The sequence below is a fragment of the Arthrobacter sp. CAN_A2 genome (genome assembly GCF_015752045.1).
GTDB lineage: Bacteria > Actinomycetota > Actinomycetes > Actinomycetales > Micrococcaceae > Arthrobacter_D.
Genome location: NZ_JADOUS010000005.1, coordinates 265,619 through 289,932, shown reverse-complemented (window position 1 = coordinate 289,932; position 24,314 = coordinate 265,619). Strand labels below are relative to the sequence as shown.

At 71.5% G+C, this 24,314-nt stretch carries 24 protein-coding genes; 15 read left to right on the top strand and 9 right to left on the bottom strand.

From position 1 onward, the window contains the following. Window positions 1-5 precede the first annotated feature (5 nt). Window positions 6-983, bottom strand: a complete 978-nt coding sequence (locus tag IWX63_RS08765) for a ring-cleaving dioxygenase (protein WP_199277762.1) — start codon at window positions 981-983, stop codon at window positions 6-8. Between the two features lie 136 nt (window positions 984-1,119). Between IWX63_RS08765 and IWX63_RS08760 the strand changes: the two genes are divergently transcribed. The 5 genes from IWX63_RS08760 to IWX63_RS08740 all read left to right on the top strand — a co-directional run bounded on the left by IWX63_RS08760 (window position 1,120) and on the right by IWX63_RS08740 (window position 4,850). Then, a complete protein-coding gene (locus IWX63_RS08760) occupies window positions 1,120-1,602 on the top strand; it encodes a PGPGW domain-containing protein (protein WP_199277761.1) in 483 nt (160 codons plus the stop codon). Window positions 1,603-1,656: 54 nt separating this feature from the next. Further along, window positions 1,657-2,580, top strand: a complete 924-nt coding sequence (locus tag IWX63_RS08755) for a carbohydrate kinase family protein (RefSeq protein ID WP_199277760.1) — start codon at window positions 1,657-1,659, stop codon at window positions 2,578-2,580. A 31-nt stretch (window positions 2,581-2,611) separates the two neighbouring features. Further along, entirely contained in the window at window positions 2,612-3,139 is a 528-nt protein-coding gene (locus tag IWX63_RS08750; protein WP_199277759.1) for a YbhB/YbcL family Raf kinase inhibitor-like protein, read from the top strand. A gap of 93 nt (window positions 3,140-3,232) precedes the next feature. Next, window positions 3,233-4,042 carry an HAD family hydrolase gene (locus tag IWX63_RS08745; RefSeq protein WP_199277758.1) on the top strand — a complete coding sequence of 270 codons (810 nt, stop codon included), beginning with the start codon at window positions 3,233-3,235 and terminating at the stop codon, window positions 4,040-4,042. Beyond that, window positions 4,020-4,850, top strand: a complete 831-nt coding sequence (locus tag IWX63_RS08740; protein ID WP_334685745.1) for a glycerophosphodiester phosphodiesterase family protein — start codon at window positions 4,020-4,022, stop codon at window positions 4,848-4,850. The genes IWX63_RS08745 and IWX63_RS08740 overlap by 23 nt, the downstream gene beginning before the upstream one ends. A 15-nt stretch (window positions 4,851-4,865) precedes the next feature. Here the strand turns inward: IWX63_RS08740 and IWX63_RS08735 are convergent, their stop codons facing one another. Together IWX63_RS08735 and IWX63_RS08730 are read right to left on the bottom strand one after the other, a co-directional pair. Beyond that, entirely contained in the window at window positions 4,866-5,867 is a 1,002-nt protein-coding gene (locus tag IWX63_RS08735) for a hypothetical protein (protein ID WP_199277756.1), read from the bottom strand. 60 nt (window positions 5,868-5,927) lie between these two features. Further along, the gene (locus IWX63_RS08730) at window positions 5,928-7,256 is read right to left on the bottom strand and encodes a uracil-xanthine permease family protein (protein WP_199277755.1); all 1,329 of its coding nucleotides are present in this window, start codon (window positions 7,254-7,256) and stop codon (window positions 5,928-5,930) included. Window positions 7,257-7,354: 98 nt separating this feature from the next. Here IWX63_RS08730 and IWX63_RS08725 point away from each other — a divergent pair, with 98 nt between their 5' ends. Both IWX63_RS08725 and IWX63_RS08720 read left to right on the top strand, forming a co-directional pair. Then, window positions 7,355-8,209: an SDR family NAD(P)-dependent oxidoreductase gene (locus IWX63_RS08725; RefSeq protein ID WP_199277754.1), complete on the top strand. Its 855-nt coding sequence runs from the start codon at window positions 7,355-7,357 to the stop codon at window positions 8,207-8,209. Further along, window positions 8,206-9,612: an aldehyde dehydrogenase family protein gene (locus tag IWX63_RS08720; protein WP_199277753.1), complete on the top strand. Its 1,407-nt coding sequence runs from the start codon at window positions 8,206-8,208 to the stop codon at window positions 9,610-9,612. Before IWX63_RS08725 ends, IWX63_RS08720 begins: the two co-directional genes overlap by 4 nt. An 18-nt stretch (window positions 9,613-9,630) precedes the next feature. On the opposite strand, the gene pgm is transcribed toward IWX63_RS08720, so the two are convergent. After that, the gene (pgm, locus tag IWX63_RS08715) at window positions 9,631-11,262 is read right to left on the bottom strand and encodes a phosphoglucomutase (alpha-D-glucose-1,6-bisphosphate-dependent) (RefSeq protein ID WP_199277752.1); all 1,632 of its coding nucleotides are present in this window, start codon (window positions 11,260-11,262) and stop codon (window positions 9,631-9,633) included. A 158-nt stretch (window positions 11,263-11,420) separates the two neighbouring features. On the opposite strand from pgm, the gene IWX63_RS08710 reads away from it, so the two are divergent. Together IWX63_RS08710 and IWX63_RS08705 are read left to right on the top strand one after the other, a co-directional pair. Next, entirely contained in the window at window positions 11,421-11,588 is a 168-nt protein-coding gene (locus IWX63_RS08710; protein ID WP_199277751.1) for a hypothetical protein, read from the top strand. A gap of 47 nt (window positions 11,589-11,635) precedes the next feature. Further along, window positions 11,636-12,841: a glycerate kinase gene (locus IWX63_RS08705; RefSeq protein ID WP_199277750.1), complete on the top strand. Its 1,206-nt coding sequence runs from the start codon at window positions 11,636-11,638 to the stop codon at window positions 12,839-12,841. Here IWX63_RS08705 and IWX63_RS08700 read toward each other — a convergent pair. The 3 genes from IWX63_RS08700 to IWX63_RS08690 all read right to left on the bottom strand — a co-directional run bounded on the left by IWX63_RS08700 (window position 12,838) and on the right by IWX63_RS08690 (window position 17,421). Beyond that, complete coding sequence (locus IWX63_RS08700; RefSeq protein WP_199277749.1) at window positions 12,838-14,361, bottom strand: long-chain-fatty-acid--CoA ligase; 1,524 nt, start codon at window positions 14,359-14,361, stop codon at window positions 12,838-12,840. The genes IWX63_RS08705 and IWX63_RS08700 overlap by 4 nt on opposite strands. Window positions 14,362-14,516: 155 nt before the next feature. Beyond that, a complete protein-coding gene (locus tag IWX63_RS08695) occupies window positions 14,517-15,980 on the bottom strand; it encodes a peptide MFS transporter (RefSeq protein ID WP_199277748.1) in 1,464 nt (487 codons plus the stop codon). A gap of 46 nt (window positions 15,981-16,026) precedes the next feature. Further along, entirely contained in the window at window positions 16,027-17,421 is a 1,395-nt protein-coding gene (locus IWX63_RS08690) for an amidase (protein ID WP_199277747.1), read from the bottom strand. A gap of 84 nt (window positions 17,422-17,505) precedes the next feature. Between IWX63_RS08690 and IWX63_RS08685 the strand changes: the two genes are divergently transcribed. The 4 genes from IWX63_RS08685 to IWX63_RS08670 all read left to right on the top strand — a co-directional run bounded on the left by IWX63_RS08685 (window position 17,506) and on the right by IWX63_RS08670 (window position 20,237). Next, a complete protein-coding gene (locus tag IWX63_RS08685) occupies window positions 17,506-17,832 on the top strand; it encodes a rhodanese-like domain-containing protein (RefSeq protein WP_199277746.1) in 327 nt (108 codons plus the stop codon). Continuing rightward, window positions 17,829-18,803, top strand: coding sequence for a prephenate dehydratase (pheA, locus tag IWX63_RS08680; RefSeq protein ID WP_199277745.1), 975 nt, complete (start codon window positions 17,829-17,831; stop codon window positions 18,801-18,803). The genes IWX63_RS08685 and pheA overlap by 4 nt, the downstream gene beginning before the upstream one ends. Window positions 18,804-18,857: 54 nt before the next feature. Next, the gene (locus IWX63_RS08675; protein ID WP_199277744.1) at window positions 18,858-19,832 is read left to right on the top strand and encodes a DNA topoisomerase IB; all 975 of its coding nucleotides are present in this window, start codon (window positions 18,858-18,860) and stop codon (window positions 19,830-19,832) included. 87 nt (window positions 19,833-19,919) lie between these two features. Then, on the top strand, window positions 19,920-20,237 hold the full coding sequence (locus IWX63_RS08670) for a hypothetical protein (protein WP_199277743.1): 318 nt from the start codon (window positions 19,920-19,922) through the stop codon (window positions 20,235-20,237). Here the strand turns inward: IWX63_RS08670 and IWX63_RS08665 are convergent. Beyond that, window positions 20,234-21,379, bottom strand: a complete 1,146-nt coding sequence (locus IWX63_RS08665; RefSeq protein ID WP_199277742.1) for a diacylglycerol/lipid kinase family protein — start codon at window positions 21,377-21,379, stop codon at window positions 20,234-20,236. The genes IWX63_RS08670 and IWX63_RS08665 overlap by 4 nt on opposite strands. Before the next feature lie 67 nt (window positions 21,380-21,446). On the opposite strand from IWX63_RS08665, the gene serS reads away from it, so the two are divergent. Beyond that, window positions 21,447-22,727 carry a serine--tRNA ligase gene (gene serS, locus IWX63_RS08660; RefSeq protein ID WP_199277741.1) on the top strand — a complete coding sequence of 427 codons (1,281 nt, stop codon included), beginning with the start codon at window positions 21,447-21,449 and terminating at the stop codon, window positions 22,725-22,727. Between the two features lie 46 nt (window positions 22,728-22,773). Then, the gene (locus tag IWX63_RS08655; protein ID WP_199277740.1) at window positions 22,774-23,610 is read left to right on the top strand and encodes an HAD family hydrolase; all 837 of its coding nucleotides are present in this window, start codon (window positions 22,774-22,776) and stop codon (window positions 23,608-23,610) included. Between the two features lie 54 nt (window positions 23,611-23,664). Here the strand turns inward: IWX63_RS08655 and IWX63_RS08650 are convergent, their stop codons facing one another. Continuing rightward, entirely contained in the window at window positions 23,665-24,294 is a 630-nt protein-coding gene (locus tag IWX63_RS08650; RefSeq protein ID WP_199277739.1) for a hypothetical protein, read from the bottom strand. Window positions 24,295-24,314 lie beyond the last annotated feature (20 nt).

Below are 24,314 nucleotides of genomic sequence, written 5' to 3'. Positions count from 1 at the left end.
CGTCCCTACTTGAAGAAGGCCTGGACAGCGGGGTTGTTCTCTCCTGGCAGGTCGATCTTCGCGACCGCGTGGGAGATGGCCTCGCGGTTCGGCTCGAGCCACGGCGGCAGCTTGAGGGAGCGGCCGAGTTCCAGCAGGGGTTCGTCGATGTCGAAGCCCGGGGTGTCAGTCGCGATCTCCAGCAGGGTTCCACCGGGCTCGCGGAAGTAGATCGAGGTGAAGTACTGGCGATCGAGGATGGCCGTGACCCCGTAGCCGCGCTCCGCGAGCTCCTGGCGCCACACCTCCTGGGTCTGCTGGTCGGGGACGCGGAAGGCGATGTGGTGCACCGTCCCGCCGGCCACGAGGCCGCGCTCGCCGCGGGGGTCGGTGACGATGTCGACGACGGTCCCGGGCTCGCCGTCGTGCGTGCTGAGGCGGTAGCGCCCGTCCTTCTCGGCGAGGACCGTCATGCCGAGGTCACGCGTGAACGTCTCGAGCGTGCGCGTGGGGTCCTGGACCGTGAGGACCGAGGAGTGCTGGCCTCGCACGGCGTACTCGGCCGGGACGGAGGCGGAGTCCCACGGGTCGCGGGGGTCGGAGACGGAGGAGGCCACGAGGTCGATCTGCAGTCCGTCCGGGTCGCGGAGGGACAGGCGCTCCTCCTCCGAGGAGGCGCGCGCGATGGTCGACTCGACGCCGATCGCCTTGAAATGCTCCTGCCACCAGCCGAGGGTGCCCTGCGGCACCGAGAACGCGGTGGTGGTCGACTGCCCGCTGCCGACGCGTCCGCTGCGGATGCCCTGCCAGGGGAAGAACGTCAGGAGGGAGCCGGGGCGGCCGGCCTCGTCGCCGTAGTAGAGGTGGTACGTCCCGGGGTCGTCGAAGTTGACCGTCTTCTTGACCAGGCGCAGCCCCAGCCCCTTGATGTAGAAGTCGATGTTCTTCTGCGGGTCACCGGCGATCGCGGTGACATGGTGGAGACCTTCGGTTCGTGCGGTCACGCTGTCCTCCTGGGTTCGGACCGGCCTCCCGTGCGCCGGTATGTCCATGCAAACACATGTACTCCGCTTTTTGTTCCCCTGGTGTTCCTGTCCAGGGGCGTCGTGCGCGCCCAGCAGGCTGTGGCATTCTGTGAGCATGGCAGCGAAAGAGCGGATCCCGGCGTGGGTTCACCGCACCGGCGCCGAGGTGATCGGGTGGACCCTCGTGGTGCTCGGGATCGCGGCCCTCGTGCTGCCCGGCCCCGGGCTCCTCATGCTCGCCGCCGGCCTCGCCGTCCTGTCACGGCACTACCACTGGGCGCGACGCTTCCTGAAGCCGCTCAAGGAGAACGCATTCCACGCCGCAGCGCTCGGGGTCAAGACGATTCCGCGGATCACGGCGAGCTGCATGAGCTCGTTCGTGATCATGACCGTCGGCGTGGTCTGGATCATGGAGCCCACCGCGCCCGCCTGGTGGTTCCTCGCGGACAAGTGGTGGCTCTTCGGCGGCACGGGCACGGGCATCAGCCTGATCCTCTCGTCGATCATCGCGCTCGCGCTGATCGTCTACAGCGTGCGGCGCTTCCGGGGCAGGCCGATGCCGCCGCGTCCGTCGCTGATCCACAGGCGTGCCCGGTAGGACGACCGCCGGACGCCCCCGACCCGCCGCGACCGCGGCTGGTACGTTGAACGGGTGCTCACCGTAATCGGGGAAACCCTCATCGACGAAGTCGTCAGCGACACCGCGTCCATGCGCGCGCACGTGGGAGGCAGCCCCATGAACGTGGCCGTGGGCCTCGCGCGCCTGGGCCATCCCGCCCAGTTCGTCGGCCGGTACGGCGACGACGACTACGGGCGGATGATCCAGCAGCACCTCCGTGACAACGCGGTGCCGTTCCCCGTCCGGCCCGATACGGCACCCACGAGCGTCGCGACCGCGCGCCTCGATCCCGCGGGCGGCGCGTCCTACGACTTCCAGCTGGTCTGGGACCTCCCGGGGCTGGCCCGGCAGACGGACACCCTCCTCGACGGGTCCACCCTGCTGCACACCGGATCCATCGCGACGATGCTCGCTCCCGGGGCCGACGACGTCCTCGCCCTGGTGACGAGCGCCCACCCGCTCGTCACGGTCACCTACGATCCCAACTGCCGGCCGACGATCATCCGGGACGCGGTGTTCGCCCGGGGGCAGGCCGAGAAGTTCGTGGCCCTCGCCGACGTCATCAAGGCCTCCGACGAGGACCTCGAGTGGCTCTACCCCGACCGCACGCCCGAGGAGTCGGCGCGCGCCTGGCTGGACGCCGGTGCCGCCGTCGTCGTCGTGACGCGCGGGTCGAAGGGACCGTGGGGTGTCTGCCGTGCCGGGGAGGTGTCCGTCCCCGCGCCGCCCACATCCGTGGTGGACACCGTCGGCGCCGGGGACTCGTTCATGGCGGCCCTCCTGGGCTCCCTCGTGGATTCGGGGTTCGACGGCGCCCATCATCGCGACGAGCTGCGCCGAATCACCCTCGGACAGCTGACGGGGATGCTGCAGTACGCGGCCCGCGCCGCGGCCATCACGGTGTCCCGCCCGGGGGCGAATCCGCCCACGCGGGACGAGATGGTGCACAGCGCATAGGACCCCGACCGACGACGACCAGAGGAACACGATGACCCGCGATCCGTACGCAGACCTGCCACAGGTGTCCGAGTTCGAACTCACCAGCGAGACCGTCACCGACCAGGCGCCCCTCGACGCCGCGCAGGCGTCCGGGAAGATGGGCGCGGGCGGCAAGGACGAGTCGCCGCAGCTCGCCTGGAGCGGCTTCCCCGAGGGCACCCGCAGCTTCGCGGTCACCGTCTACGACCCGGACGCACCGACCGCGAGCGGCTTCTGGCACTGGGCGGTCGCGGACCTCCCGGTCACGACCACGGGGCTGCCCGCAGGCGCGGGGACGGAGGGCTCCGGCCTGCTGCCGGAGGGCGCGGTGCAGCTGAGGAACGACGGCGGCTTCCCGGGTTTCGTGGGTGCGGCGCCGCCCGAGGGTCATGGGCCGCACCACTACCACGTGGTGGTCCACGCCGTGGACGTCGAGTCGCTGGGCATCCCCGCCGATGCCAGCCCCGCCTACCTCGGCTTCAACCTGTTCTCGCACACGCTCGGCCGCGCCCGCCTGGTCGGCACGTACGAGCAGTAGCGGCCCTGCCGACGGGTTCCGGCCGACGAATCCCCCGCAGGTCGCTGCCCCGCCGCCGGTAGGGTAGAGGTCCTGGACCTGAAGGAGTGGACGATGCGCCTCGTGGCGAGCGACATGGACGGCACCGTCGTCGGGCATGACGGCAAGATGAGCGAACGCACCATCCGTGCGTTCCGGGCCTGCGCGGAGGCCGGGGTGGACGTCGTCTTCGTCACGGGCCGTCCGCCGCGCTGGCTCCAGCCCCTCCGGGACCAGCTCGGGCACACGGGCACGGTCATCTGCTCCAACGGCGCCCTGACGTACGACCTCGAGTCGGAGCGCGTGCTCGACGCGAAGCTGCTTGCGCCGGAGCACATCTATGCCGCCCGCGACATCATCCGCGCGCTCTTCCCGGCGGCCACCTTCGCGGCCGAGACCGTGTCCGGGTTCAAGCTCGAGTCGGGTTTCGCCGACGCGTCCACGGTCGAACTGCTCGGCGGCCTCACCGCCAGGCCGTTCGAGGAGTCCCTGCCCGGCGAGGACGTCGTCAAGTTCCTGGCACGGGAGAGGGAGGTCTCGCCCGACGACTTCCTGGCCGTGGTCCGGCCCGCCGTCGCGCACCTCGTCTCCACGACCCACTCCGCGCCCACGATGGCCCTCCTCGAGATGGCCCTGCCGGAGATCAACAAGTCCGTCACCCTCGCGCAGTACGCGGCGGCGCGCGGGATCGACGCCGCCGACGTCGTCGCCTTCGGTGACATGCCCAACGACGTCCAGATGCTCGACTGGGCGGGCCACGGATACGCGATGGCGTCCGGTCACCCCGATGCGCTCGCCGCCGCGAACCTCGTGGCCCCCGCCTTCGAGGAGGACGGCGTGGCGCAGATCCTGGAGCAACGGCTTGCGGCGCTCCGCACGGCCTGACACTGGCCGCTACCCCTACCTCGACAACGCGGCCGGAACGCCGCCCCGGCCGCAGCCGATCGCGCTGTCCCACCGCGGCTTCGCGCCCGACGGCGGGGAGAACACCATGGCCGCCTTCGAACGCGCCGTGGCCCTCGGCTTCCGGTATCTCGAGATCGACGTCCAGGTCTCCAGCGACGGCATCGTCATGGTCTTCCACGACGAGGACCTCGACCGCGTCACCGAGGGCCGCGGGCCGGTCACGGCGCGGAGCGCGCTGGAACTGGGCGGGCTGTCGGTCGGCGGACGCGGTGGGATCCCGACGCTCGAAGCCGTCCTGCTGCGCTGGCCGGAGCTGCGCCTGAACATCGACGTCAAGAGCGATGCCTGCGTGCGCCCCTTCGCCGACCTCGTCAACCGCCACGCCGCCCACGACCGCGTGCTCGTCGCGTCCTTCTCCGACCGGCGGAGGCGGGCGGTCCTGCGCCTGCTCGACCGGCCGACGGCGTCGTCCGCGGGGATGGCGGTCAATGCCCTCCTGAAGATCGCCGCGCCGCTGGGGCTGGCGGGGCCGGTCGCCCGGACGGCCCGGGTCCACGCGCTGCAGGTGCCCGAGACGTACCGGGGGGTGCGGGTCGTGACGCGGGGGTTCGTCCGGCGCTGCGAGGACGCGGGCCTGCAGGTGCACGTGTGGACGGTCAACGAACGGGCCGGGATGGACCGGCTGCTGGATCTCGGCGTCCACGGGATCGTGTCCGACGCCGCGGACGTCCTCGCAGAATGTATGGGTGACCGGGACAGCTGGCCGCACGGGCCTCCGGCGCCCTGAGCGGGCAGGCGCGGGCTACGCCGTGAGGACCGGGTCCGTCAGCGTCTTCAGGTAGTGCAGCGCCGCGGGGGCGTACGCGCGCATCGAGTCGTCGTCCGCGTAGACCAGCAGGCGCAGCCACGACCCGTACCGGTGGACGCCGGCCAGCGTCAGGGCGGGCTCGACGGCGGCCCGCAGTTCCGGCAGCGGCGCATGGTCCGTCCAGCGTTCGAGGTAGGCCGTGACGACGGACCGGATCCGCGGATCCTCCGCCGTCGTGTTCCACTGTTGCCGCATCTGCGTGATGGGCACGAGCAGGGCGCTGAACGGATGCGCCCAGTACGCGTCGGCGAAGTCGAAGAACCGCAGCGGCTCGGCGTTCGTGCCGGGCAGGAAGCAGTTCCGCGCATGCAGGTCGTTGTGGTCGAGGGACAGCGGCACCGGGACGGCCCGCAGTGCGTCGACGGCATGGTGGACGGACTGCAGACGGCGCACGACGTCGTCGGCCTCCTCCGCGGACAGGGACAGCGGGTGCCCGTCCGGCAGCCCCGTGTGCAGGAGCAGCTGGTTCTCGACGAAGTTCGCCGCCACCTCGGGATTCATGGTGACGAGCCCGGCCTGCGAGAGCCGCTCGCCGTGCGGGGCGGCGATCCGCTGCAGGTCCGCGAAGTCGGTGGTGACGCGGACCCACGCCGCGGCGTCGTCGGACCCGAGGCTGTCGAGCGTGGCGCCGTGGTCCGCAGTCAGCATCCACCCGCGGGAGGGTTCGATCGCGAGCGGGGCCATGACATGGTCCGGCGCCAGTTCGCCGAGCAGGGACAGGATCGAGGCCTCGGCGAGCTGACCCAGGTTGTTCTCCTTGAACCAGAGCGTGCCGTGGTCCGTGGGGACGGTGAGCTGCGTCGACCAGAAGCGCAGGCGCGGCTGGTCGGTCGGACCCGTCCGGGCCACCCCGAACGATTCCAGCACCAGGTCGATCCACTGCTCGGCCTGCTGCCGCCACCCGGGGGACGCCCACACCTCGCGCGGATTGTTCATCGGGTGCCGGACGCGGTGGAGGGAGGACGCATGGACCCCATCTTCGCACCGGGCACGGGGTCAGCCCAGCTTCGAGGGCCGGGTGCCGTGGTCGCTCGATTCGAGCTCCTCGGGCCCCGCGACGTGCTCGCTCCCCCGCACCCGCGCGATCGCCGTCATGCCGTGGAAGATGATGAGCGCGGCGGCCGTGCCGAGGGCGATCCCCGCGAAGGTCAGGTCACCGATCACCCAGGTGAAGTCCGCGATGCCGATGACCAGGGCCACGCCCGCCGTCGACAGGTTGATGGGGTTGGAGAAGTTGACCTGGTTCTGGACCCAGATGCGGACGCCGAGGATCCCGATCATGCCGTAGAGCACCACGCCCGCGCCGCCGAGCACGCCGGCGGGGACGGTCGCGATGAGGGCGCCGAACTTCGGGAAGAGGCTCAGGAGGATCGCGACGATGCCGGCCACCCAGTACGCGGCCGTCGAGTAGACGCGGGACGCCGCCATCACGCCGATGTTCTCGGCGTAGGTGGTGGTTCCCGACCCGCCGCCGGAGCCGGCGATCATGGTCGCGAGGCCGTCCGCCATGAGTGCCCGCCCCGTGTACGGGTCGAGGTCCCGGCCGGTCATCGCGGCCACCGACTTCACGTGGCCGATGTTCTCGGCGACGAGCACGAGGACCACGGGGATGAACAGCCCGACGACGGAGAGGTGGAACTCCGGCGCGGCGAAGTCCGGGAGGCCGATCCACGCGGCACTGCTGATCGCGGCGAAGTCCACCTCGCCGCGGACCATCGCGACGGCGTACCCGGCGAGCACGCCGACGAGGATCGACAGGCGTCCGAGGATGCCCTTGAACAGCACCGTGACGAGCAGGATCGAGATCACCGTGACCAGCGCGGTCAGGGGCGCCTGCTCGAAGCTGGCCTTCGCGGTCGGCGCGAGGTTGAGCCCGATCAGCGCCACGATGGCACCCGTGACGATGGGCGGCATGGCCACCTGGATCCACCGGGTGCCCGCCGTGTGGACGATCAGGCCGATGAGCGCGAGGGCCGCGCCGGCCATGATGATGCCGCCGAGCGCGCCGGGCGCCCCGTGCTGGGACTGCGCCGCCGCGATCGGGGCGATGAACGCGAAGCTCGACCCGAGGTAGCTCGGCACCCGTCCGGCCGTGATCACCAGGAACAGGATGGTCCCGATCCCTGAGAAGAGCAGCGTGGTCGACGGCGGGAATCCGGTGATGAGCGGGACGAGGAAGGTCGCGCCGAACATCGCGACGACGTGCTGGGCGCCGATGCCGATGGTCCTGGGCCAGGTCAGGCGTTCCTCCGGAGCCACGAAACCGCCCGGGCGGACGTTCTTGCCGTCACCGTGGAGGGTCCAGCCGATGCCTCGTGCACTCATGGGTATGCCTTCCAAAGGTGGTGGGGGGTTCCGGGAAAGCCTACCGGGAGCGTGTGGCCGGGATGTTACGTTGCTTGTCACGGAGGAAGAGGTCACACATGGGATTCACGGTTCAGGGGCGCATCGTCCTCGTCACGGGCGCCGGCATGGGCATGGGCAGGTTGTACGCCGAACGCGCGGCGAGGGAGGGCGCGGCCGCCGTCGTGCTGTGGGACGTGGACGGACGCGCCCTCGAGGACGTGGTCGCGGGCCTCGCCTCGAGCGCTGCCTCCGTGCACAGCTACGTGGTCGACGTGGCGTCCGTGGAGTCCATCCAGGCGGCCGCGGGCGCCGTCCTCGACGAGGTCGGCGTACCGGACGTGCTGGTGAACAACGCCGGGATCGTGCGCGGGAAGTACTTCTGGGAGCACGACCACCACGCGGACATCGACCTCACGCTGCGCATCAACACGGGCGGACCCATGCACGTCACGCGCGCGTTCCTGCCCGCGATGATGGAGCGCGGCACGCCCGCGCGGATCCTCAATGTGGCCTCCGCGTCCGGCACGCTGGCCGTGCCCCGCATGAGCGTCTACGCGGCCTCGAAGTGGGCCGTCATCGGCTGGAGCGACTCGCTGCGCCTCGAACTGGCGTCCACCGGCCACCCGATCGGCGTCACCACGCTCATCCCGAGCTATATCAGGACCGGCATGTTCGAGGGCGCCCGCGGACCGCTCCTGACACCCCTGATGGAGCCGGAGGACGTCATCGACAAGGCATGGCGCGGCATGCTGGCGGGCCGCGCCCGTGTGCAGCTGCCCTGGACGGTGCAGCTCGGCAGCACCCTCCGCAACCTCCTGCCGCAGCCGGTCTGGGACGTCGTCGCCGGGCGGGTCTTCAGGGTGTACAGCTCCATGGACCGTTTCACCGGGCGCCCGAGCGGCGCCCCCACCGATCAGAAGGACGCCCGATGAGCACCGACAGCGACACCGACACCGACAATCAATCGCGGGATGCCGCGGACCTGCTGGCGGACCGGCGACGGTACTTCGACACGGGCGCCACCCGCCCCGCGGCCTGGCGGCGCGGACAGCTGCGCGCGCTGCGCCGCCTGCTCGCCGACCGGTCCGACGAGCTCACCGCGGCGCTGGAGGAGGATCTCGGCAAGAGCCGCACGGAGGCGTTCCTCTCCGAGATCGCCGTCGTGCGCGCCGAGCTCGACTACGCTCTGAAGCACCTCGACCGGTGGATGGCGCCCGAGAAGATCGGCGTGCCCGCCGGGTTGCTCCCCGCGCGGGCGTGGACCCAGGCGCGCCCGCTCGGCGTCGTCCTGATCATCGGACCGTGGAACTACCCGCTGCAGCTGGTCCTGGCACCGCTCGTCGGGGCGCTCGCCGCGGGCAACACCGCCGTCCTTAAGCCCAGCGAGCTCGCCGTCGCGACGTCCCGCACGCTCGCCCGGCTCGTGCCGGAGTACCTGGACCCGGAGGCGGTGTCGGTCGTCGAGGGCGGCGTCGAGGCCAGCACGGCGCTGCTCGGGCAGCCGTTCGACCACGTCTTCTACACGGGGGGTGAACGCGTCGGGAAGATCGTCATGAAGGCGGCGGCCGAACATCTGACCCCGGTGACGCTGGAGCTGGGCGGGAAGTCGCCGGCCGTCGTCATGGGCGGGGACCTCCGCGCCGCGGCCCGCCGGATCGCGCTCGGCAAGTTCATGAACGCGGCGCAGACGTGTGTGGCGCCCGACTACATCCTGACGACGCCGGCCGCCGCGCCGGTGCTCGCGGCAGCCCTGGCGGACGCCGTCCGGGACTTCTACGGCAGCGACCCCAGGACCTCCGGCGACTACGGGCGCATCATCAACGAGCACCACTTCGACCGCCTCGTGGGCCTGCTCGGGGACGGCACCGTCGTCTCGGGTGGACGGCACGAGCGCGCGGAGCGGTACATCGAGCCGACCATCCTGCGGGCCGTCGACCCTTCGTCCGCACTCATGCAGGAGGAGATCTTCGGGCCGCTGCTGCCGATCCTCGAGGTCGAGGACCTGGATGCCGCCATCCGCTTCATCGGTGCCCGCCCCCACCCGCTCGCCGCCTACCTGTTCAGCGACCGCGCGGAGCACCTGGCCGCGTTCACGGAGCGCGTCCAGGCCGGCGGGATAGCCCACAACGTGTGCACCATCCAGCTCGCGGTCCCCGGCCTGCCCTTCGGCGGCGTCGGCGCGAGCGGGACGGGCAGCTACCACGGGCGGCAGTCCTTCCGGACGTTCAGCCACCTGCAGCCGGTGTTCTCCAAGCCCACGGGGCCGGACACGCTGCGGCTCGCCTACCCGCCCTTCGGGCCGATCAAGCGGAAACTGCTGAGCAAGCTCCTGTAGGCGTCCGGGCGGACCGGGTCAGCTGATGACGCCGTCCACCAGGGCCTTCGCCTCGGCCTGCACCTGCTTCAGGTGCTCCTCGCCCTTGAAGGACTCGGCGTAGATCTTGTAGACGTCCTCGGTACCCGACGGCCGTGCCGCGAACCATGCGTTCTCGGTCGTGACCTTCAGGCCGCCCACGGGGGCGCCGTTGCCGGGGGCCTCGGTCAGGCGGGCGGTGATCTCCTCACCCGCGAGGGTCGTCGCGGTGACGTCCGACGGCGAGAGCCTGCCGAGCGCGGCCTTCTGCTCACGCGTGGCCGCGGCGTCGATCCGCGCGTAGACCGGTGCGCCGAAGCGGTCGGTCAGTCCGGCGTAGTGCTGGGAGGGCGTCCTGCCGGTCACGGCGGTGATCTCCGAGGCGAGCAGCGCCAGGAGGATGCCGTCCTTGTCGGTGCTCCACGGCTTCCCGTCGAGGCGCAGGAAGGACGCGCCGGCGGACTCCTCCCCGCCGAAGGCCAGTTCGCCGCTCAGCAGGCCGGGCACGAACCACTTGAAGCCCACCGGGACCTCCTGCAGCACGCGACCGAGGTCCGCGGCGACGCGGTCGATGATCGACGACGAGACGAGGGTCTTGCCGATCACCGCGTCCGGGCGCCAGTGGGGCCGGTTCGCGTACAGGTACTGGATGGCGACGGCGAGGTAGTGGTTCGGGTTCATGAGGCCGCCGTCGGGCGTGACGATCCCGTGCCGGTCGGCGTCGGCGTCGTTGCCCGTGGCGATGTCGAACTCCGTGGCCCGCGTGATCAGGGAGGCCATGGCGAACGGGGAGGAGCAGTCCATCCGGATCTTCTCGTCCCAGTCCAGCGTCATGAACGCCCACTGCGGATCCACGGTCGGGTTCACGACGGTCAGGTTCAGGTTGTGGCGTTCCCCGATCGCACCCCAGTAGTCCACGGCGGCGCCGCCCATGGGGTCCGCGCCGATGTGCACGCCCGCGGTGCGGATGGCGTCGAGGTCGAGCACGGAGGGCAGGTCGTCCACGTAGTGCTGCAGGAAGTCGTAGCTGCCGATCCCGTCCGCCGTCCGGGCCTGGGTGATCGGCATGCGCTTCACCTCGCGCAGCCCGCCCTCGAGCAGGGCGTTGGCGCGGTCGGCGATCCAGTTCGTGGCATCCGAGTCGGCGGGGCCGCCGTGCGGGGGGTTGTACTTGAAGCCGCCGTCGCCCGGAGGGTTGTGCGAGGGCGTGATGACGATGCCGTCGGCCTGCTCGGTGCGCGTCGCGTTGTGGGTGAGGATCGCGTGGGACACGGCGGGGGTGGGGGTGTAGGCACCGCGGGCGTCGACCAGGACGGTCACCCGGTTGGCCGCGAGGACCTCCAGCGCGGTGTTCTGCGCCGGTTCGGAGAGTGCGTGGGTGTCCTTGCCCACGAACAGGGGCCCGGTGATGCCCTGTCCCGCGCGGTACTCGACGATCGCCTGGGTGATCGCGGCGATGTGCACCTCGTTGAAGGAGGACTTCAGGGACGAGCCGCGGTGACCCGACGTCCCGAAGGCCACGCGCTGGGCGGGATCGGAGAGATCGGGTTCGACGTCGAAGTACGCGTCGAGCAGTCTGGTCACGTCGACGAGGTCGCTGGGGAGGGCCACTGTGCCCGCTCGGTTAGCCATGGCCCCAGCATGTCAAAGAACGCGCCCGATTACACCAGCGCAGCGCGGGTTACGCGGGAGTTCCGCTGGTGGGGGGCCGGGTTGCCCGCGGACCGATCATCAGTAAGCTGAGTATCAGCGCCCGACCAGGGAGCAGACGCATCACGGAAGGCAGCACCATGAGCGAGAATCCCGACGACACCCCCACGGCCGATCCCGACGAGCAGGGCGCCGACCAGGCCGGGAAGCCGGAGGAGCAGGACGCCGGCGGCTACGGCGGACCCGGCACCGAGGAAGAGGTGGCCCCCGGCTTCGAGGCGCACAACGGCGGCGAGACCGGAGCCTGACCCGGCCGGACCCCGAAGCGGGCCGGACGCACCGCTAGGGTGGACGCGTGACCACGCCCGCGCAGCAGCGCCCGCTCAGGATCGTCCTCGCCCCCGACTCCCTCAAGGGCAGCCTCCCCGCAGTGGAGGCTGCCCTCGCCATGGCCGCGGGGGTGACGGCGGCCGCCGCCCGCCTCGGCCACCCTGCGCCCGACGTCGTCCTGGCCCCCCTCGCGGACGGTGGCGAGGGGACGCTGGAGGCCCTCCTCGCGGCCTGGCACGTCGAGGCGCGGACCACCACCTGCCATGACGCGGCCGGCCGCGCGCGGACCGCGCGCTACGGCATCTCCGAAGAGCACGGCGCGCCCGGCTCGCCGGTCCGGGGGGTCCTCGAGGCCGCGGAGGCCAACGGGCTGCCCCTCGTCGCCGACCGTCCCCTCGACGCCCTCTCCGCCACCAGCTACGGTGTCGGCGAGATCGCGGGCCGCCTCCTCGACGACGGCGCGGACGAGATCCTGCTGTGCATCGGGGGATCGGCCACGACCGACGGCGGCACCGGCCTCCTGTCAGCGCTCGGAGCCCGCTTCCTCGACGCCGACGGGGAACCCCTCGCACCGGGCGGCGGTACGCTGGGCGCCCTCGCGACGATCGACACGACGCGCCTCCACCCCCGCGCCCGCGACGTCCGCTGGCGCATCGCCGTCGACGTCGACAACCCCGTGTGCGGACCGCGCGGCGCCGCGACGGTCTTCGGTCCGCAGAAGGGTGCGACGCCGGACGACGTCGTCGTCCTCGAGGCCGGGCTCGCCCGGCTGGCGCGGGTGGTCGCCGGGTCCACCGGCGTCGACATGCTGGAGGTGCCGGGGGCGGGCGCGGCCGGCGGACTCCCCGCCGTGCTCGTCCCGTTCCTCGGGGCGGAGATCGTCCAGGGCTCCGCCCTGGTGGCCGACGCCGTCGGACTCGCCGGTGCGCTCGCCGAAGCGGATCTCGTGCTCACCGGGGAGGGCTCCTTCGACTCCCAGTCGCTGGGCGGGAAAGTGGTCCACGCCGTCCTGGCGAACGCGCCCGCCGCGTGCGCCGTCGTCGTGATCGCCGGACGCGTCCAGCTCTCGGCCGCCCAGGTGCAGGACGCCGGACTGGCGGCGGCATTCTCCCTCGCCACCGGACCGATGTCCCTCGACGAGCTGATCGAGGGGGCCGGGGCCCTGATGGAGGATGCCGCCGCGCAGGTCTACGGCGTCTTCGGTGCACGCCCGCGCTGGATGTACAGCTAGACCGTGATCTCGCGCTTGAGGATCTTGCCCGTGGGACCCTTGGGCAGCGCCTCGACCAGCACCACGCGGCGCGGATACTTGTAGGCGGCCACGCGCTCCTTCGCGAAGGCGGTGATCTCCGCCGCGAGGGCCTCGCGGGCGGCGTCGTCGGCCGGTGCGTGCTCCGCCCGGACGCCGATGACCGCGACGATCTCCTCGCCGTGCAGGTCGTCCGGCACGCCGATCACCGCGGCTTCCGCCACCGCGGGGTGCTCGTAGAGGACCTCCTCGACCTCCCGGGGGTACACGTTGTAGCCGCCGCGGAGGATCACGTCCTTCTTGCGGTCCACGATGAAGATGAGGCCGTCCTCGTCCACGCGCGCGAGATCGCCCGTACGGAACCAGCCGTCAGGGATGGCGGCCTCGGTCGCGTCGGCGTTCTCCCAGTAGCCCTTCATCACGCAGTGGCCGCGCACGGCGAGTTCGCCCACCTCGCCCTGCGGCACCTCGGTGCCCTCCGGGTCGAGCATCCGTACCTCGACGCCGTCCACCGGGGTGCCGATGGAGCCGGGCTTGCGGAGTTGTCCCACGCGGTTGAAGCTCACGATCGGCGAGGTCTCGGACAGGCCGTAGCCCTCCAGCAGGTCGGCCTTGAACACGCGCTCGAACTCGTGCAGCACCTCGACCGGCAGTGCGGACCCGCCGGACACGGCCACGCGGACCGAGGAGAGGTCCGTGGTGGAGACGCTGGGGTGGCGCAGCATTGCGACGTACATCGTGGGGACACCCTCGAAGACCGTGACGCGGTCACGCTGGATGATCTCGAGCGCCTTGCCCGGCTCGAAGCGGGGGAGCAGGGTCACGGTGGCACCCGTCAGCACCGCGGCGTTCAGCGCGCAGGTCTGTCCGAAGATGTGGAAGAACGGCAGGCCCCCGAAGAGGACCTCGCCCTCCTTCGTGCCCATGAGGTCGCGGGAGATCTCCGTGTTGCGGGAGAGGTTGGTGTGGGAGAGGGTGGCACCCTTGGGCCGTCCGGTGGTCCCGGAGGTGTACAGCACGACGGCGGTGTCCTCGCCGTCGAGGTCGACGACGCCCGGGGTCGGCTCGGCCGCGGAGACACGCTGCATGAAGGCGCCGCCGTCGACCGTCACCACGGCGACCTCGCTGCCCGTCTCGGCACCGGAGGCCTCGGCGCCGGCCTGCGCCTCGGCGATGATGCCCTCCCAGGCGAACACGAGCTTCGCCCCCGAGTTCGTGAGGTGGTAGGCCACCTCGCGTCCCTTGAGGAGGGGGTTCAGCGGGACGACGACCGCGCCGGCCCGGAGGACCCCGTAGTAGACGAATGCCATCTGTGGAATATTCGGCATGATGAGGGCGACGCGGTCCCCGCGCTGCACCCCGTGCTCCGCGAGGAGGGTGGCGACCTTCTGGCTGAGCACCTCGAGGGCGCCGAAGGTGAGTTCGACGTCGTCGAGCTTGATGGCCACCGCCGAGGGGCTCCTCGTCGCAGTGGCCACGAGGTTGTTGGCGAGGTTCGGCACGCGATCTCCTTTGATCTCTCAATGCTTCGTCGCAGGGATCCTGCAACTGCCGGTACGGATGTTACCGGTGGGTAGAAGTCTGTGGGATCGGGGGCGTCCACGCAACAGGACCCTCCCCGGTGGCCGGAGAGGGTCCTGTCGCGTATGGCCCGGCGCTACTTGACGCCGCTCATGCCCTTGCGGATCGCGGGAGCCGCCGCGAGCAGTGCCGCGCCCAGGATGATCGCCGTGACACCGCTGAACGCGAAGTACGGCACCTCCGTCTCCTCGGAGTAAAGGCCGGCGAGCAGGCCGGACACCGTGGTGCCGAGCGAGATCGACAGGAAGAACAGGGCGAGCATCTGGGTGCGGAACGCCTCGGGCGCCAGCTTGGTGGTCACGGACAGGCCGATGGGGGAGATGAACAGCTCGGCGAAGGTGAACAGCAGCAGGATCGCGGCGAGGCCGACCAGCGGTGTGCTGTTGGGTCCGCCACCGGCGAAGGGGATGAAGGCCAGGAATGCGATACCCATGACGATCAGGCCGAAGGAGAACTTCACGGGCGAGGACGGCTGGCGGCTGCCGAGCCGCGTCCACAGGGTGGCGAAGACCCCGGCGAAGATGATGATGAAGACGGGGTTGATGGACTGCACCATGCCCGGGGGCATCTCCCACCCGAACAGGTTCCTGTCCAGGCGGCTCTCCGAGTACAGCGCCACCACGGTGAACTGCTGCTGGAAGAGGGACCAGAAGGCGGCGCTGGCGACGAAGAGGGGCATGAAGGAGTACACGCGGCGCCGCTCCACGGCGGAGACCTTGCTGCTCGAGAGGATCACCGCGAAGTAGGCGATGGTCGCCGCGATCGCCGTGTACGCCATGACGTCGGCCAGGTTGCCGGCGTTGAGGAGTCCGGTGGCCAGCGCCGCGCCGAGGAGCGCGACGGCTGCGGCCGCGATGCCGATCCAGCGCGGGTACTCGGTCCGGGGCAGGGGATTCTCGACCTCGTGCGCTGCCGCGGGGAGATCCCTGCGGGCGAGGGAGTACTGGATCAGGCCTGCGGCCATGCCGACCGCGGCCAGGCCGAAGCCCACGTGGAAGCCGTAGGCGGCCCAGGCCAGGTTCGTCAGCAGGGGGCCCACGAGGGCACCGATGTTGATGCCCATGTAGAAGATGGAGAATCCGGCGTCACGCCGATCGTCGCCGGACCGGTAGAGCGTGCCGACGAGCGAGGAGGCGTTGGCCTTGAGTCCGCCCGAGCCCACACCCACCAGCACCAGGCCGGCCGCGAGGCCCGTCACGCCGGGCAGCAGGGCCAGGGCCACGTGCCCGCACATGATGACGATGGCCGAGGCGAACAGCACCCGCTCCGAGCCGAACACGCGGTCGGCGAGCCACGCGCCGAGGATCGTCGACAGGTAGACGCCGCCGCCGTACGCGCCCACGAGTCCCGCCGCCAGCCCCGGATCGAAGCCGAGGCCGCCCTCGGCCTGGGAGTACGTCATGTAGTAGAGGAGCAGCGCCTGCATCCCGTAGAACGAGAACCGCTCCCACAGCTCGACGCTGAAGAGGTTCGCCAGCATGCGGGGGTGGCCGAGGAATGTCTTCCCGCCGGTGTCGACGGGGCGCTGCGTAGTACTCATTCTCTCCATGGTGCCGCGCGGCACCAGGCGATGCAAAGTCGCGAAACTACTGCCGATGTGCCTCGATGTGTGCAGTCGCGGCGAGGAGCTGCGCCTCCTCGCCGGGCCGGCCGATGAGCTGCACGCTCATCGACAGGCCGTCGGACAGGCGAAGGGTCGGCACGGTCACGGCGGGCAGGCCGCAGACATTCACCATCGAGGTGTAGGGCGAGTACTGGCACTGCCGCACGTAGTCGGTGTCGCCGTCGGCGTCCGTGTACCAGCCGATCGGCCGCGGCGTCATGGCGAGCGCCGGTGTGAGGATCATGTCGTAGCGCGAGTACTGCTCGATCGTGTCGTGCTCGAACTGCCGCAGGACGTCGATGGCTCCCGCGAGGTCCGCCGCGCTGCGTCCCAGGGCGCGGCGCCGCAGCACCCGCGTGATGTCCGTCAGGCGGTCCTCGCGGTCGTCGGGGATCGGGGCGGTGGCCAGCCCGGCCGTCCAGACGAGCTGGAACGCGTCGTGGTAACGCGGGTCGTAGGTCAGGTCGGCGTCGACGACGTCGTGGCCGGCACGCTGCAGCGTCCGGATACCCGCGTGGAACGCGTCACCGGCGGCGCTGTCGAGGCCAAGGTCCATGGCACCGGCGAAGGGCGACGCCGTGCTGACGCCGATGCGGAAGCGGCCCTCCGCACGCAGGGCCGCGTCGGTGAAGGAGCCCGGGTAGCGGGAGGCCGCGCTCGTGGGCCGGTAGTTCGGTTCCCGCACCAGCGCGTCGAGCAGCAGTCCGGCGTCCACCGCGGAGTGCGCCAGCGGGCCGGCGACGACGAGCTGCCCGAGGTCGGCCTGCCCTGACCCCGACGGCACGCGGCCGCGGTTGGGCTTGAGTCCCACGAGGCCGGTGGCGGCCGCGGGGATGCGGACGGATCCGCCGCCGTCGGTCCCGGGTGCGAAGGGGATCATCCGTGCCGCCACCGCCGCGGCGCTGCCGCCGGAGGAACCGCCCGGGCTGAGCCGGAGGTCGAGGGGGTTGCGGGCCGGCGGGGCGATGCGGTTCTCGCTGTAGCAGCTCAGCCCGAACTCGGGCACCTGGGTCTTGCCGAGGCTGACGGCCCCGGCCCGGCGCAGCACCGCGGCCAGCGGGGCGTCCTGCTCAGCGACCGCGTGGTCGAGGGCGGCCGTGCCCAGGGTGGTCCGCACGCCGGCCACGTCGGTGAGGTCCTTGTGCGCGAGGGGCATGCCGTGCAGGGGCCCGAGGGCCACACCGGAGGCGCGGACGCGATCGGCGTTGTCGGCCGCACGGAGGGCGTCGTCGTGCGTGACCGTGATGAACGCTCCGAGCTCCGGGTCCAGGGCGTCGATCCGACGGAGGAAGTGTTCGGTGACCTCCCGTGCGCTGGCGGCGCCGCGCGCCAGCGCGTCCCGGAGGGTGAGTGCGGAGAGTTCGTGGAGTTCGCTCATCAAGGACCACTATAGGAGCCGCCGGTGGGCCGGGACGGACCGTAGCAATGGCGACGGGGCGCCGGCCCGTGAAAAGGTAGGCGCATGAGCGAAACCCAGAACGTACCGGTGACGGCAGTACCCGACGACGCGCGCATCCTCGACGTCCGCGAGCACGACGAGTGGGAGGCCGGGCACGTGGCCGGCGCCCTGCACGTGCCCCTCGGGGAGCTGCCGGCCCGGCTCGGGGAACTGGATCCCGACGAGGACCTGCATGTGATCTGCCGCAGCGGCGGACGGTCGCAGCGCGCCGCCGACTGGCTGGAGGGGAACGGCTACACGGCCGTCAACGTGAGCGGGGGCATGGGCGCCTGGCTCGAGGCCGGGAAGCCGATGGTCTCCGAGGTGGGCGGCGAGCCCACGGTCCTGTGACCGCCCCCGCCTTCCGGAAGGACAGTCCCTCCTACGCGTATCTGGGCCCCGAGGGGACGTTCACCGAGGCCGCCCTGCTCCAGGTGCCGGGCGCCGGTACCGCGCGACGCGTCCCTGCCGCGACGGTGGGGGCCGCGCTCGACGCCGTCCGTGCGCGTTCCGTCGACGCCGCCATGGTACCCATCGAGAACTCGGTCGAGGGCGGGGTGAGCGCGACCCTGGACGCCATCGCGGTGGGCGAGCCGCTGCGCATCCTGCGCGAGGAGCTCGTGCCCATCACGTTCGTCCTCGCCGCCCGGCCGGGCACCGCCCTGGCCGGGGTCCGGCGCATCGCGACGCACGGGCACGCCTGGGCGCAGTGCCGGGACTGGGTCGACGCGCACGTGCGCGAGGCGGAGTACTTCCCGTCGTCGTCGACCGCGGCGGCCGCCTTCGGACTCACCGGGGACGACCACGCGTACGACGCCGCGATCTGCTCGCCCCTCGTGGCCGAACGCCTCGGCCTCGCCGTCCTCGGCTCGGACATCGGGGACGTCGCCGACGCCGTCACCCGCTTCATCCTGGTGGGCACCCCGGATGCCCTGCCCCCGCGCACGGGAGCGGACAAGACCACCCTCGTGATCCCCCTGCCGGACGACCATCCCGGCGCCCTCATGCAGATCCTGGACCAGTTCGCCGCGCGGGGCGTGAACCTGAGTCGCATCGAGTCGCGGCCCACGGGACAGTTCCTCGGCGACTACTTCTTCAGCGTGGACGCCGACGGCCATGTCGAGGACGCCCGGGTGGCCGACGCCCTCCAGGGCCTGCACCGCATCAGCCCCGGCCTGAGGTTCCTGGGCTCCTACGCCCGCGCCGACCGCCGCTCCCCGGCCGTGGAGCGCCACACCTCCGACGACGCCTTCGCGGCCGCCCACGCCTGGCTCGAGGACATCGTCCGGGGCAGGGAGGGCGGCTCGGCGAGGAGGGCCTGAAACACAGTAGGCTTAGTATCGAAGGTCCTCCACCCACCGAAGGCTGGTTCCACGATGGCTCGATTGCGGCGCAGCAATACGCGCAGGCCCGGTATCACCCGCCGCCGGCACGGCAAGGGCTTCAGCTATCGCGCACCCGACGGTGCCCTGCTCCAGGACCGCGACGAGGTCGAGCGCATCAGGGAGCTGGTGATCCCGCCGGCGTGGAAGGACGTGTGGATCGCGCCCTACCCCAACGGCCACGTCCAGGCCATCGGGACGGACGACGCCGGCCGGCGGCAGTACATGTACCACCCGGCGTGGCGGGAGCAGAAGGACCGCGAGAAGTTCGACCGCGCGCTGGCCTTCGGCGCGAAACTGCCCAGCGCGCGCCGCGCCATCACCCAGCACCTGCGCAGCGACGGGACGCCCAGGGACCGCGCCTTCGCCGCCGCGCTGCGGATCGTCGACGCCGGGGCCCTCAGGATCGGTTCCGCCCAGTACGCGGAGGCCAACGGGTCCTTCGGCGTCACGACGCTGCTGGTGGAGCACTGCACCGTCCAGGGGGACATCATCCTGTTCGACTTCCCGGGCAAGAGCGGCCAGCAGTGGGACACCCGCCTGGAGGACGCGGACCTCGCCGGGGCGCTGCGGCCCATGCTGGAGCGCGAGGACCCCGACACCGTCCTCGCCTATCGGACGGAGGACGGCGCGTGGCACCACGTGGACGGCTCCCAGCTCAACGAGTTCCTGCGGCAGGTCACCGGCGGTCCGTTCACCGCGAAGGACTTCCGGACCTGGCAGGCCACCGTCGTCGCAGCGATGGCCCTCGCCAGGGAGGACCTCGGCGCCACGACCCGCACCGCCCGGCAGAAGGCCGTCAGTGCCACCATGCGCGCCGTCGCCGACCACCTCGGCAACACCCCCGCCGTGGCCAGGAGCTCCTACGTGGACCCGCGGCTCGTGGATCGCTTCATGAGCGGCGAGGTCGTCCCCATCACCTCCTACTCGGCCTCGGAGAAGGCCGTGCAGGAATTGCTGCGCGACTGACGCCGAGCATTTCCAACCATCCCGTTCCTCAGTACGCTGGCAGCGGGCGCCCAACGAGGAGCGCATCCTCCGATGAAAGGCAGCATCATGAGCGAGAACTCCCACGACGGACACATCGTGAACCCCAACAAGGGCGACGGCTCGACGTCGGATCCCAACTGGCACGGCGACGCCGGCGACCAGGGCAACGACCTCCGCTTCGCCGAGGAGCAGGCCCTGATCAACGAGCAGGCCGACCGCCCGTCCGAGGACGAGGGCCACTACACCAGTGCAGCTCCCGCAGGGGAGTCGGGCGGCTACACCTCCGCCGAGCACCCGGCCGAGGAGGGCGAGTACACCGACAAGGACAAGCAGCTCGTGGACGAGCCCGAGGGTGAGGGCGGGTACACCGACCGCGACCGCTAGGAACGGCCGCGGGACCCCTGCCCCGCAGGTCGCACCTGCCGCCAGGTGGGGAGCGACCGCGTCGGGGCGGACCCCGGTGGTCCGGGGACCGGAGGCGGTACCCGGACCACCAGCGCGCCCGGATCGGCGCGGGCGGTCATCGATGTGATCGTCCCGGACGCATCGCCGTCGAGCTGGGTGGCGATCGGCTCGCCGGACCACACCGTGACCTCCCGGGCGCGGTAGTAGCTGATGACCGGGATGACGCCGCGGTGCCGGAGGAGGATCTTCGCGGCCATGAACGTCCAGCCGAGCAGGCTGCGCGGGCTGAGCACCACGACGTCGAGGTAGCCGTCGTCGATCCGCGCGTCGGGCACGAAGTCCACGCCCGCCGGCAGCTTCCCGCAGTTGGCCACCAGCAGGCTGCGTACCTTCCGGGTCTGCGGAGGCTGCCCGTCCAGGCTGATGGAGATCCGCCGCCGCCTGCCGGGCAGGTGCCGTACGCCGGCCTCGCTGTAGGCGAGCCAGCCGTACTTCTCCTTGAGGTCGTCCTTGGTGGCGGCCATGACACTGGCGTCGAAGCCGATCCCGCCCATCACGAGGAAGTGATACTCGGACGCCGTCATCGTGTGCTCGTTGCGGAGCGTGATCCGCGCCATGTCGATCCGCCGCTCGTAGCCGTGCAGGGCGAGGCGCAGGCATCCGGCGACGTCGTTGTACGGCAGGCCGAGGTTGCGCACCAGCAGGTTGCCGGTCCCCAGCGGCAGCAGGCCCAGCGCCGCGGGCTGATGCGCGAGGGCCTGGGCGACGGCGCGCACCGTCCCGTCACCGCCTGCGGCGACCACCAGGTCCGCCCCGGCCGCCAGCGCGCGCTCCGCCTGGCCCGTGCCGGGGTCCCCGAGCGTGGTCTCCAGAATGAGCGGAGGGGTCCAGCCGGCGTCGGAGCACGCCTGCTCCACGAGCGCCCGCGCAGCATCGGCGCGCGGCTTGGTGGGATTCAGGACGAGGGCCACGCGCTGCGGTCCGGTGCCCACGGGTGTGGGTTCATGGACGGACGCGGCGGGCGTCCGGGTCTGCTGGAGGCGCCGCACGGACCAGAACGACTGGAGGGATGCGACGGCGGCGGACGCCGCGGCGGTCCCGGCGAGCAGTTTGCGGCGCATGCTCACCCACAATAGCGGCCCTCCCCGCCGGGCCGGGCGGTCACCGGACGTTGGGTAGTCTTAGCGGGTGATCGACGTCAACGACCTCCGCCTGAATCCCGAGCAGTTCCGAGCATCGCAGCGTGCCCGCCGGGCGGACGAGTCGCTGGTCGACGCCGTCCTCGCCGCCGACACGCGCCGCCGGGAGTCCGTGACGGCCTACGAGACGCTCCGCGCCGAGCAGAACGCCTTCGGCAAGCGGGTCGCCCAGGCCAGGGGCGAGGAGAAGCAGGCGCTGCTCGCCGAGGTCAAGGAGCTCGCAGCCGCCGTGAAGACGGCCGCCGCGACCTCCGAGGAGGCCAAGGCGGAGCAGGAGGCGCTGCTGCGGAAGCTCCCCAACCTCGTGCAGGACGGCGTGCCGGAGGGCGGCGAGGCCGACTACGTGGTCGTCAGGAAGGTCGGGACCCCCCGCGACTTCACGGCCGAGGGCTTCGAGCCCCGCGACCACCTCGAGATCGGCGAGCTCATCGGGGCCATCGACATGGAGCGGGGCGCCAAGGTCTCCGGATCGCGCTTCTACTTCCTGAAGGGTGTCGGCGCGCGCCTCGAGCTCGCCCTGCTGCAGATGGCGCTGGACCAGGCGATCGAGGCGGGCTTCACGCCCATGATCACCCCTACCCTCGTACGCCCCGAGACCATGCAGGGCACCGGGTTCGACATCGCCCACGACGCCGAGATCTACCGGCTCGAGGAGGACAACCTCTACCTCGTGGGCACCTCCGAGGTGGCACTCGCCGGGTACCACTCCGACGAGATCCTGGATCTCGGCGCGGGTCCCCTGCGCTATGCGGGCTGGTCGTCCTGCTACCGCCGGGAGGCGGGCTCGCACGGCAAGGACACCCGCGGGATCATCCGCGTGCACCAGTTCAACAAGGTGGAGATGTTCACCTACACCACGGTGGAGGACGCCCCGGCCGAGCACGCGCGCATGCTGGCCTGGGAGGAGGAGATGCTCGCGAAGGTGGAGCTGCCCTACCGGGTCATCGACACCGCGGCCGGCGACCTCGGGATGTCCGCTTCCCGCAAGTTCGACTGCGAGGCGTGGGTCCCCACGCAGGGCGACTACCGCGAACTGACCTCGACGTCGAACTGCACCACCTTCCAGTCCCGCCGCCTGAACATCCGCGAACGCCAGGAGGGGGAGGGCCAGAAGGGCACGCGCGCCGTCGCGACCCTCAACGGGACCCTCGCCACCACACGCTGGATCGTCGCGATCCTCGAGCACCACCAGAATCCGGACGGCTCGGTGACGGTCCCCGCCGCCCTGCGCCCGTACCTCAAGGGACTGGAAATCCTCCCGGTACTGTGAGCCCTGCCCTACCCTGGGGTCGGCGGCGTCTGCTTCACTGGGACGTATGAGTACCTTGAGCAACGCCGGCATCGATGACCGGCAGGAGAATCGCACACAGCATCTGGTGGCCCTCGACGTCGATGGCACCCTCGTGGACCACGAGGGGAACATGACCGACGAGGTCCGCGACGCCGCACAGGCCGTCATCGAAGCCGGACACGACGTCATCATCGCCACGGGGCGCTCCCTCGGGGCCACGCTGCCCGTGATCGGGCACCTCGGCATCACGCGGGGCTACGCCGTGTGCTCCAACGGGGGCGTCACCCTGAGGGTCGACCCCGCCCTCCCCGCGGGGTTCGAGGTCATCGACCGCGTGACCTTCGACCCGAGGCCGGCCCTCAGCGCCCTGCGGGAACGCCTGCCGTCCGCGAAGTACGCGCTCGAGGACGACCGCGGCAGGTTCCTCTCGACCGAGAGCTTCCAGGATGCGAGCTTCGGCTCGGAGGCGGAGAGCGTCGGGTTCGAGGAGATGCTCGAGTCCCGCGCCGTGCGCGTCGTGGTCTTCAGCACCGACAGCTCGGCCGAGGAGTTCGGTGAGGCCGTCGCCTCGATCGGCCTGCACGGCGTCACCTACTCGGTGGGCTGGACCGCCTGGCTCGATATCGCCGCGGCCGGGGTCACGAAGGCCAGCGCCCTCGAGGTGCTCAGGGACCGCCTCGGCACCGCCCGGGCGCTCACGGTCGCCGTGGGTGACGGCCGCAACGACATCGAGATGCTCCAGTGGGCCGGTCGCGGCGTCGCCATGGGGCAGGCGCCTGACGAGGTCCGTGCCGCCGCCTCGGAGGTCACGGGCAGCGTGTACGACGACGGCGCGGCGAAGGTCCTCCGCTCCCTCGTCTGACCGGCGGAGATCAGCGGCCGCTCCCGTGGATCACCGGGTGGTCCTGCAGGTGGTTCAGTAGGCCAGGGACGCTGCAGGGAGGGATGCGGGTCCGTGCGTGAGGTCCAGCAGCCGGGCTGCGGCGGGCCGGGTGGCCCACTCCTCCGTCCAGTGCGAGCGGACGACGGCGCGGCTGACGGCCTGCGTGGTGATCCCCAGCTCCTGCGCGACGTACTTCTGCTGTCCCCGCGCCCCCGGCGTCATGAGGTCCAGGACGGCCCATTCGGCGTCCGTCCGCGTGGCGACGATCTGGCCCAGCAGTCGCAGCACGGCCTCCGCCTCGGCCGCGACGTCGCCGTCCGGCCCCTCGACCGCGAGCGGGATCCGTTCACCGGTCCTCCGCGCCCTGTCGACCGCGCGGCGCGCGTACACGAGGCCGTAGCCCTCCGCATCCACGAGGCGTTCGGGGACAGGGGGCGTGAGGCCGCCGACGCCGATGCCCACGTGCCAGCGCCGGTGGCGGAGGGCGCGGAGCGCCGCATCCACGGCCGTGGTCGCCGACTCCACCACGCCCTGCACCTCGTCGCCGACCGACCGCTGGAACGGCACCGCAGCGGGCACGTGGCGCAGCGCCTTCAGCAGGTCCGCCGTGAGGTCCCCGACCTCACGCGAGTCACGCTGGTTGATCGTCAGGACGTAGTGCATTGCCTCAGTATGGAGTCCCA

Bases quoted from the DNA above. Each gene is read 5' to 3' on its own strand.
- IWX63_RS08685 (WP_199277746.1), top strand. From the start codon at position 17,506: ATGAGCGAAACCCAGAACGTACCGGTGACGGCAGTACCCGACGACGCG.
- IWX63_RS08690 (WP_199277747.1), bottom strand. From the start codon at position 17,421: ATGAGCGAACTCCACGAACTCTCCGCACTCACCCTCCGGGACGCGCTG.
- IWX63_RS08655 (WP_199277740.1), top strand. From the start codon at position 22,774: ATGAGTACCTTGAGCAACGCCGGCATCGATGACCGGCAGGAGAATCGC.
- IWX63_RS08670 (WP_199277743.1), top strand. From the start codon at position 19,920: ATGAGCGAGAACTCCCACGACGGACACATCGTGAACCCCAACAAGGGC.
- IWX63_RS08665 (WP_199277742.1), bottom strand. From the start codon at position 21,379: ATGCGCCGCAAACTGCTCGCCGGGACCGCCGCGGCGTCCGCCGCCGTC.
- IWX63_RS08720 (WP_199277753.1), top strand. From the start codon at position 8,206: ATGAGCACCGACAGCGACACCGACACCGACAATCAATCGCGGGATGCC.
- IWX63_RS08675 (WP_199277744.1), top strand. From the start codon at position 18,858: ATGGCTCGATTGCGGCGCAGCAATACGCGCAGGCCCGGTATCACCCGC.
- IWX63_RS08750 (WP_199277759.1), top strand. From the start codon at position 2,612: ATGACCCGCGATCCGTACGCAGACCTGCCACAGGTGTCCGAGTTCGAA.
- IWX63_RS08735 (WP_199277756.1), bottom strand. From the start codon at position 5,867: ATGAACAATCCGCGCGAGGTGTGGGCGTCCCCCGGGTGGCGGCAGCAG.
- IWX63_RS08745 (WP_199277758.1), top strand. From the start codon at position 3,233: ATGCGCCTCGTGGCGAGCGACATGGACGGCACCGTCGTCGGGCATGAC.
- IWX63_RS08695 (WP_199277748.1), bottom strand. From the start codon at position 15,980: ATGAGTACTACGCAGCGCCCCGTCGACACCGGCGGGAAGACATTCCTC.
- IWX63_RS08650 (WP_199277739.1), bottom strand. From the start codon at position 24,294: ATGCACTACGTCCTGACGATCAACCAGCGTGACTCGCGTGAGGTCGGG.
- IWX63_RS08725 (WP_199277754.1), top strand. From the start codon at position 7,355: ATGGGATTCACGGTTCAGGGGCGCATCGTCCTCGTCACGGGCGCCGGC.
- IWX63_RS08760 (WP_199277761.1), top strand. From the start codon at position 1,120: ATGGCAGCGAAAGAGCGGATCCCGGCGTGGGTTCACCGCACCGGCGCC.
- pgm (WP_199277752.1), bottom strand. From the start codon at position 11,262: ATGGCTAACCGAGCGGGCACAGTGGCCCTCCCCAGCGACCTCGTCGAC.
- IWX63_RS08710 (WP_199277751.1), top strand. From the start codon at position 11,421: ATGAGCGAGAATCCCGACGACACCCCCACGGCCGATCCCGACGAGCAG.
- IWX63_RS08730 (WP_199277755.1), bottom strand. From the start codon at position 7,256: ATGAGTGCACGAGGCATCGGCTGGACCCTCCACGGTGACGGCAAGAAC.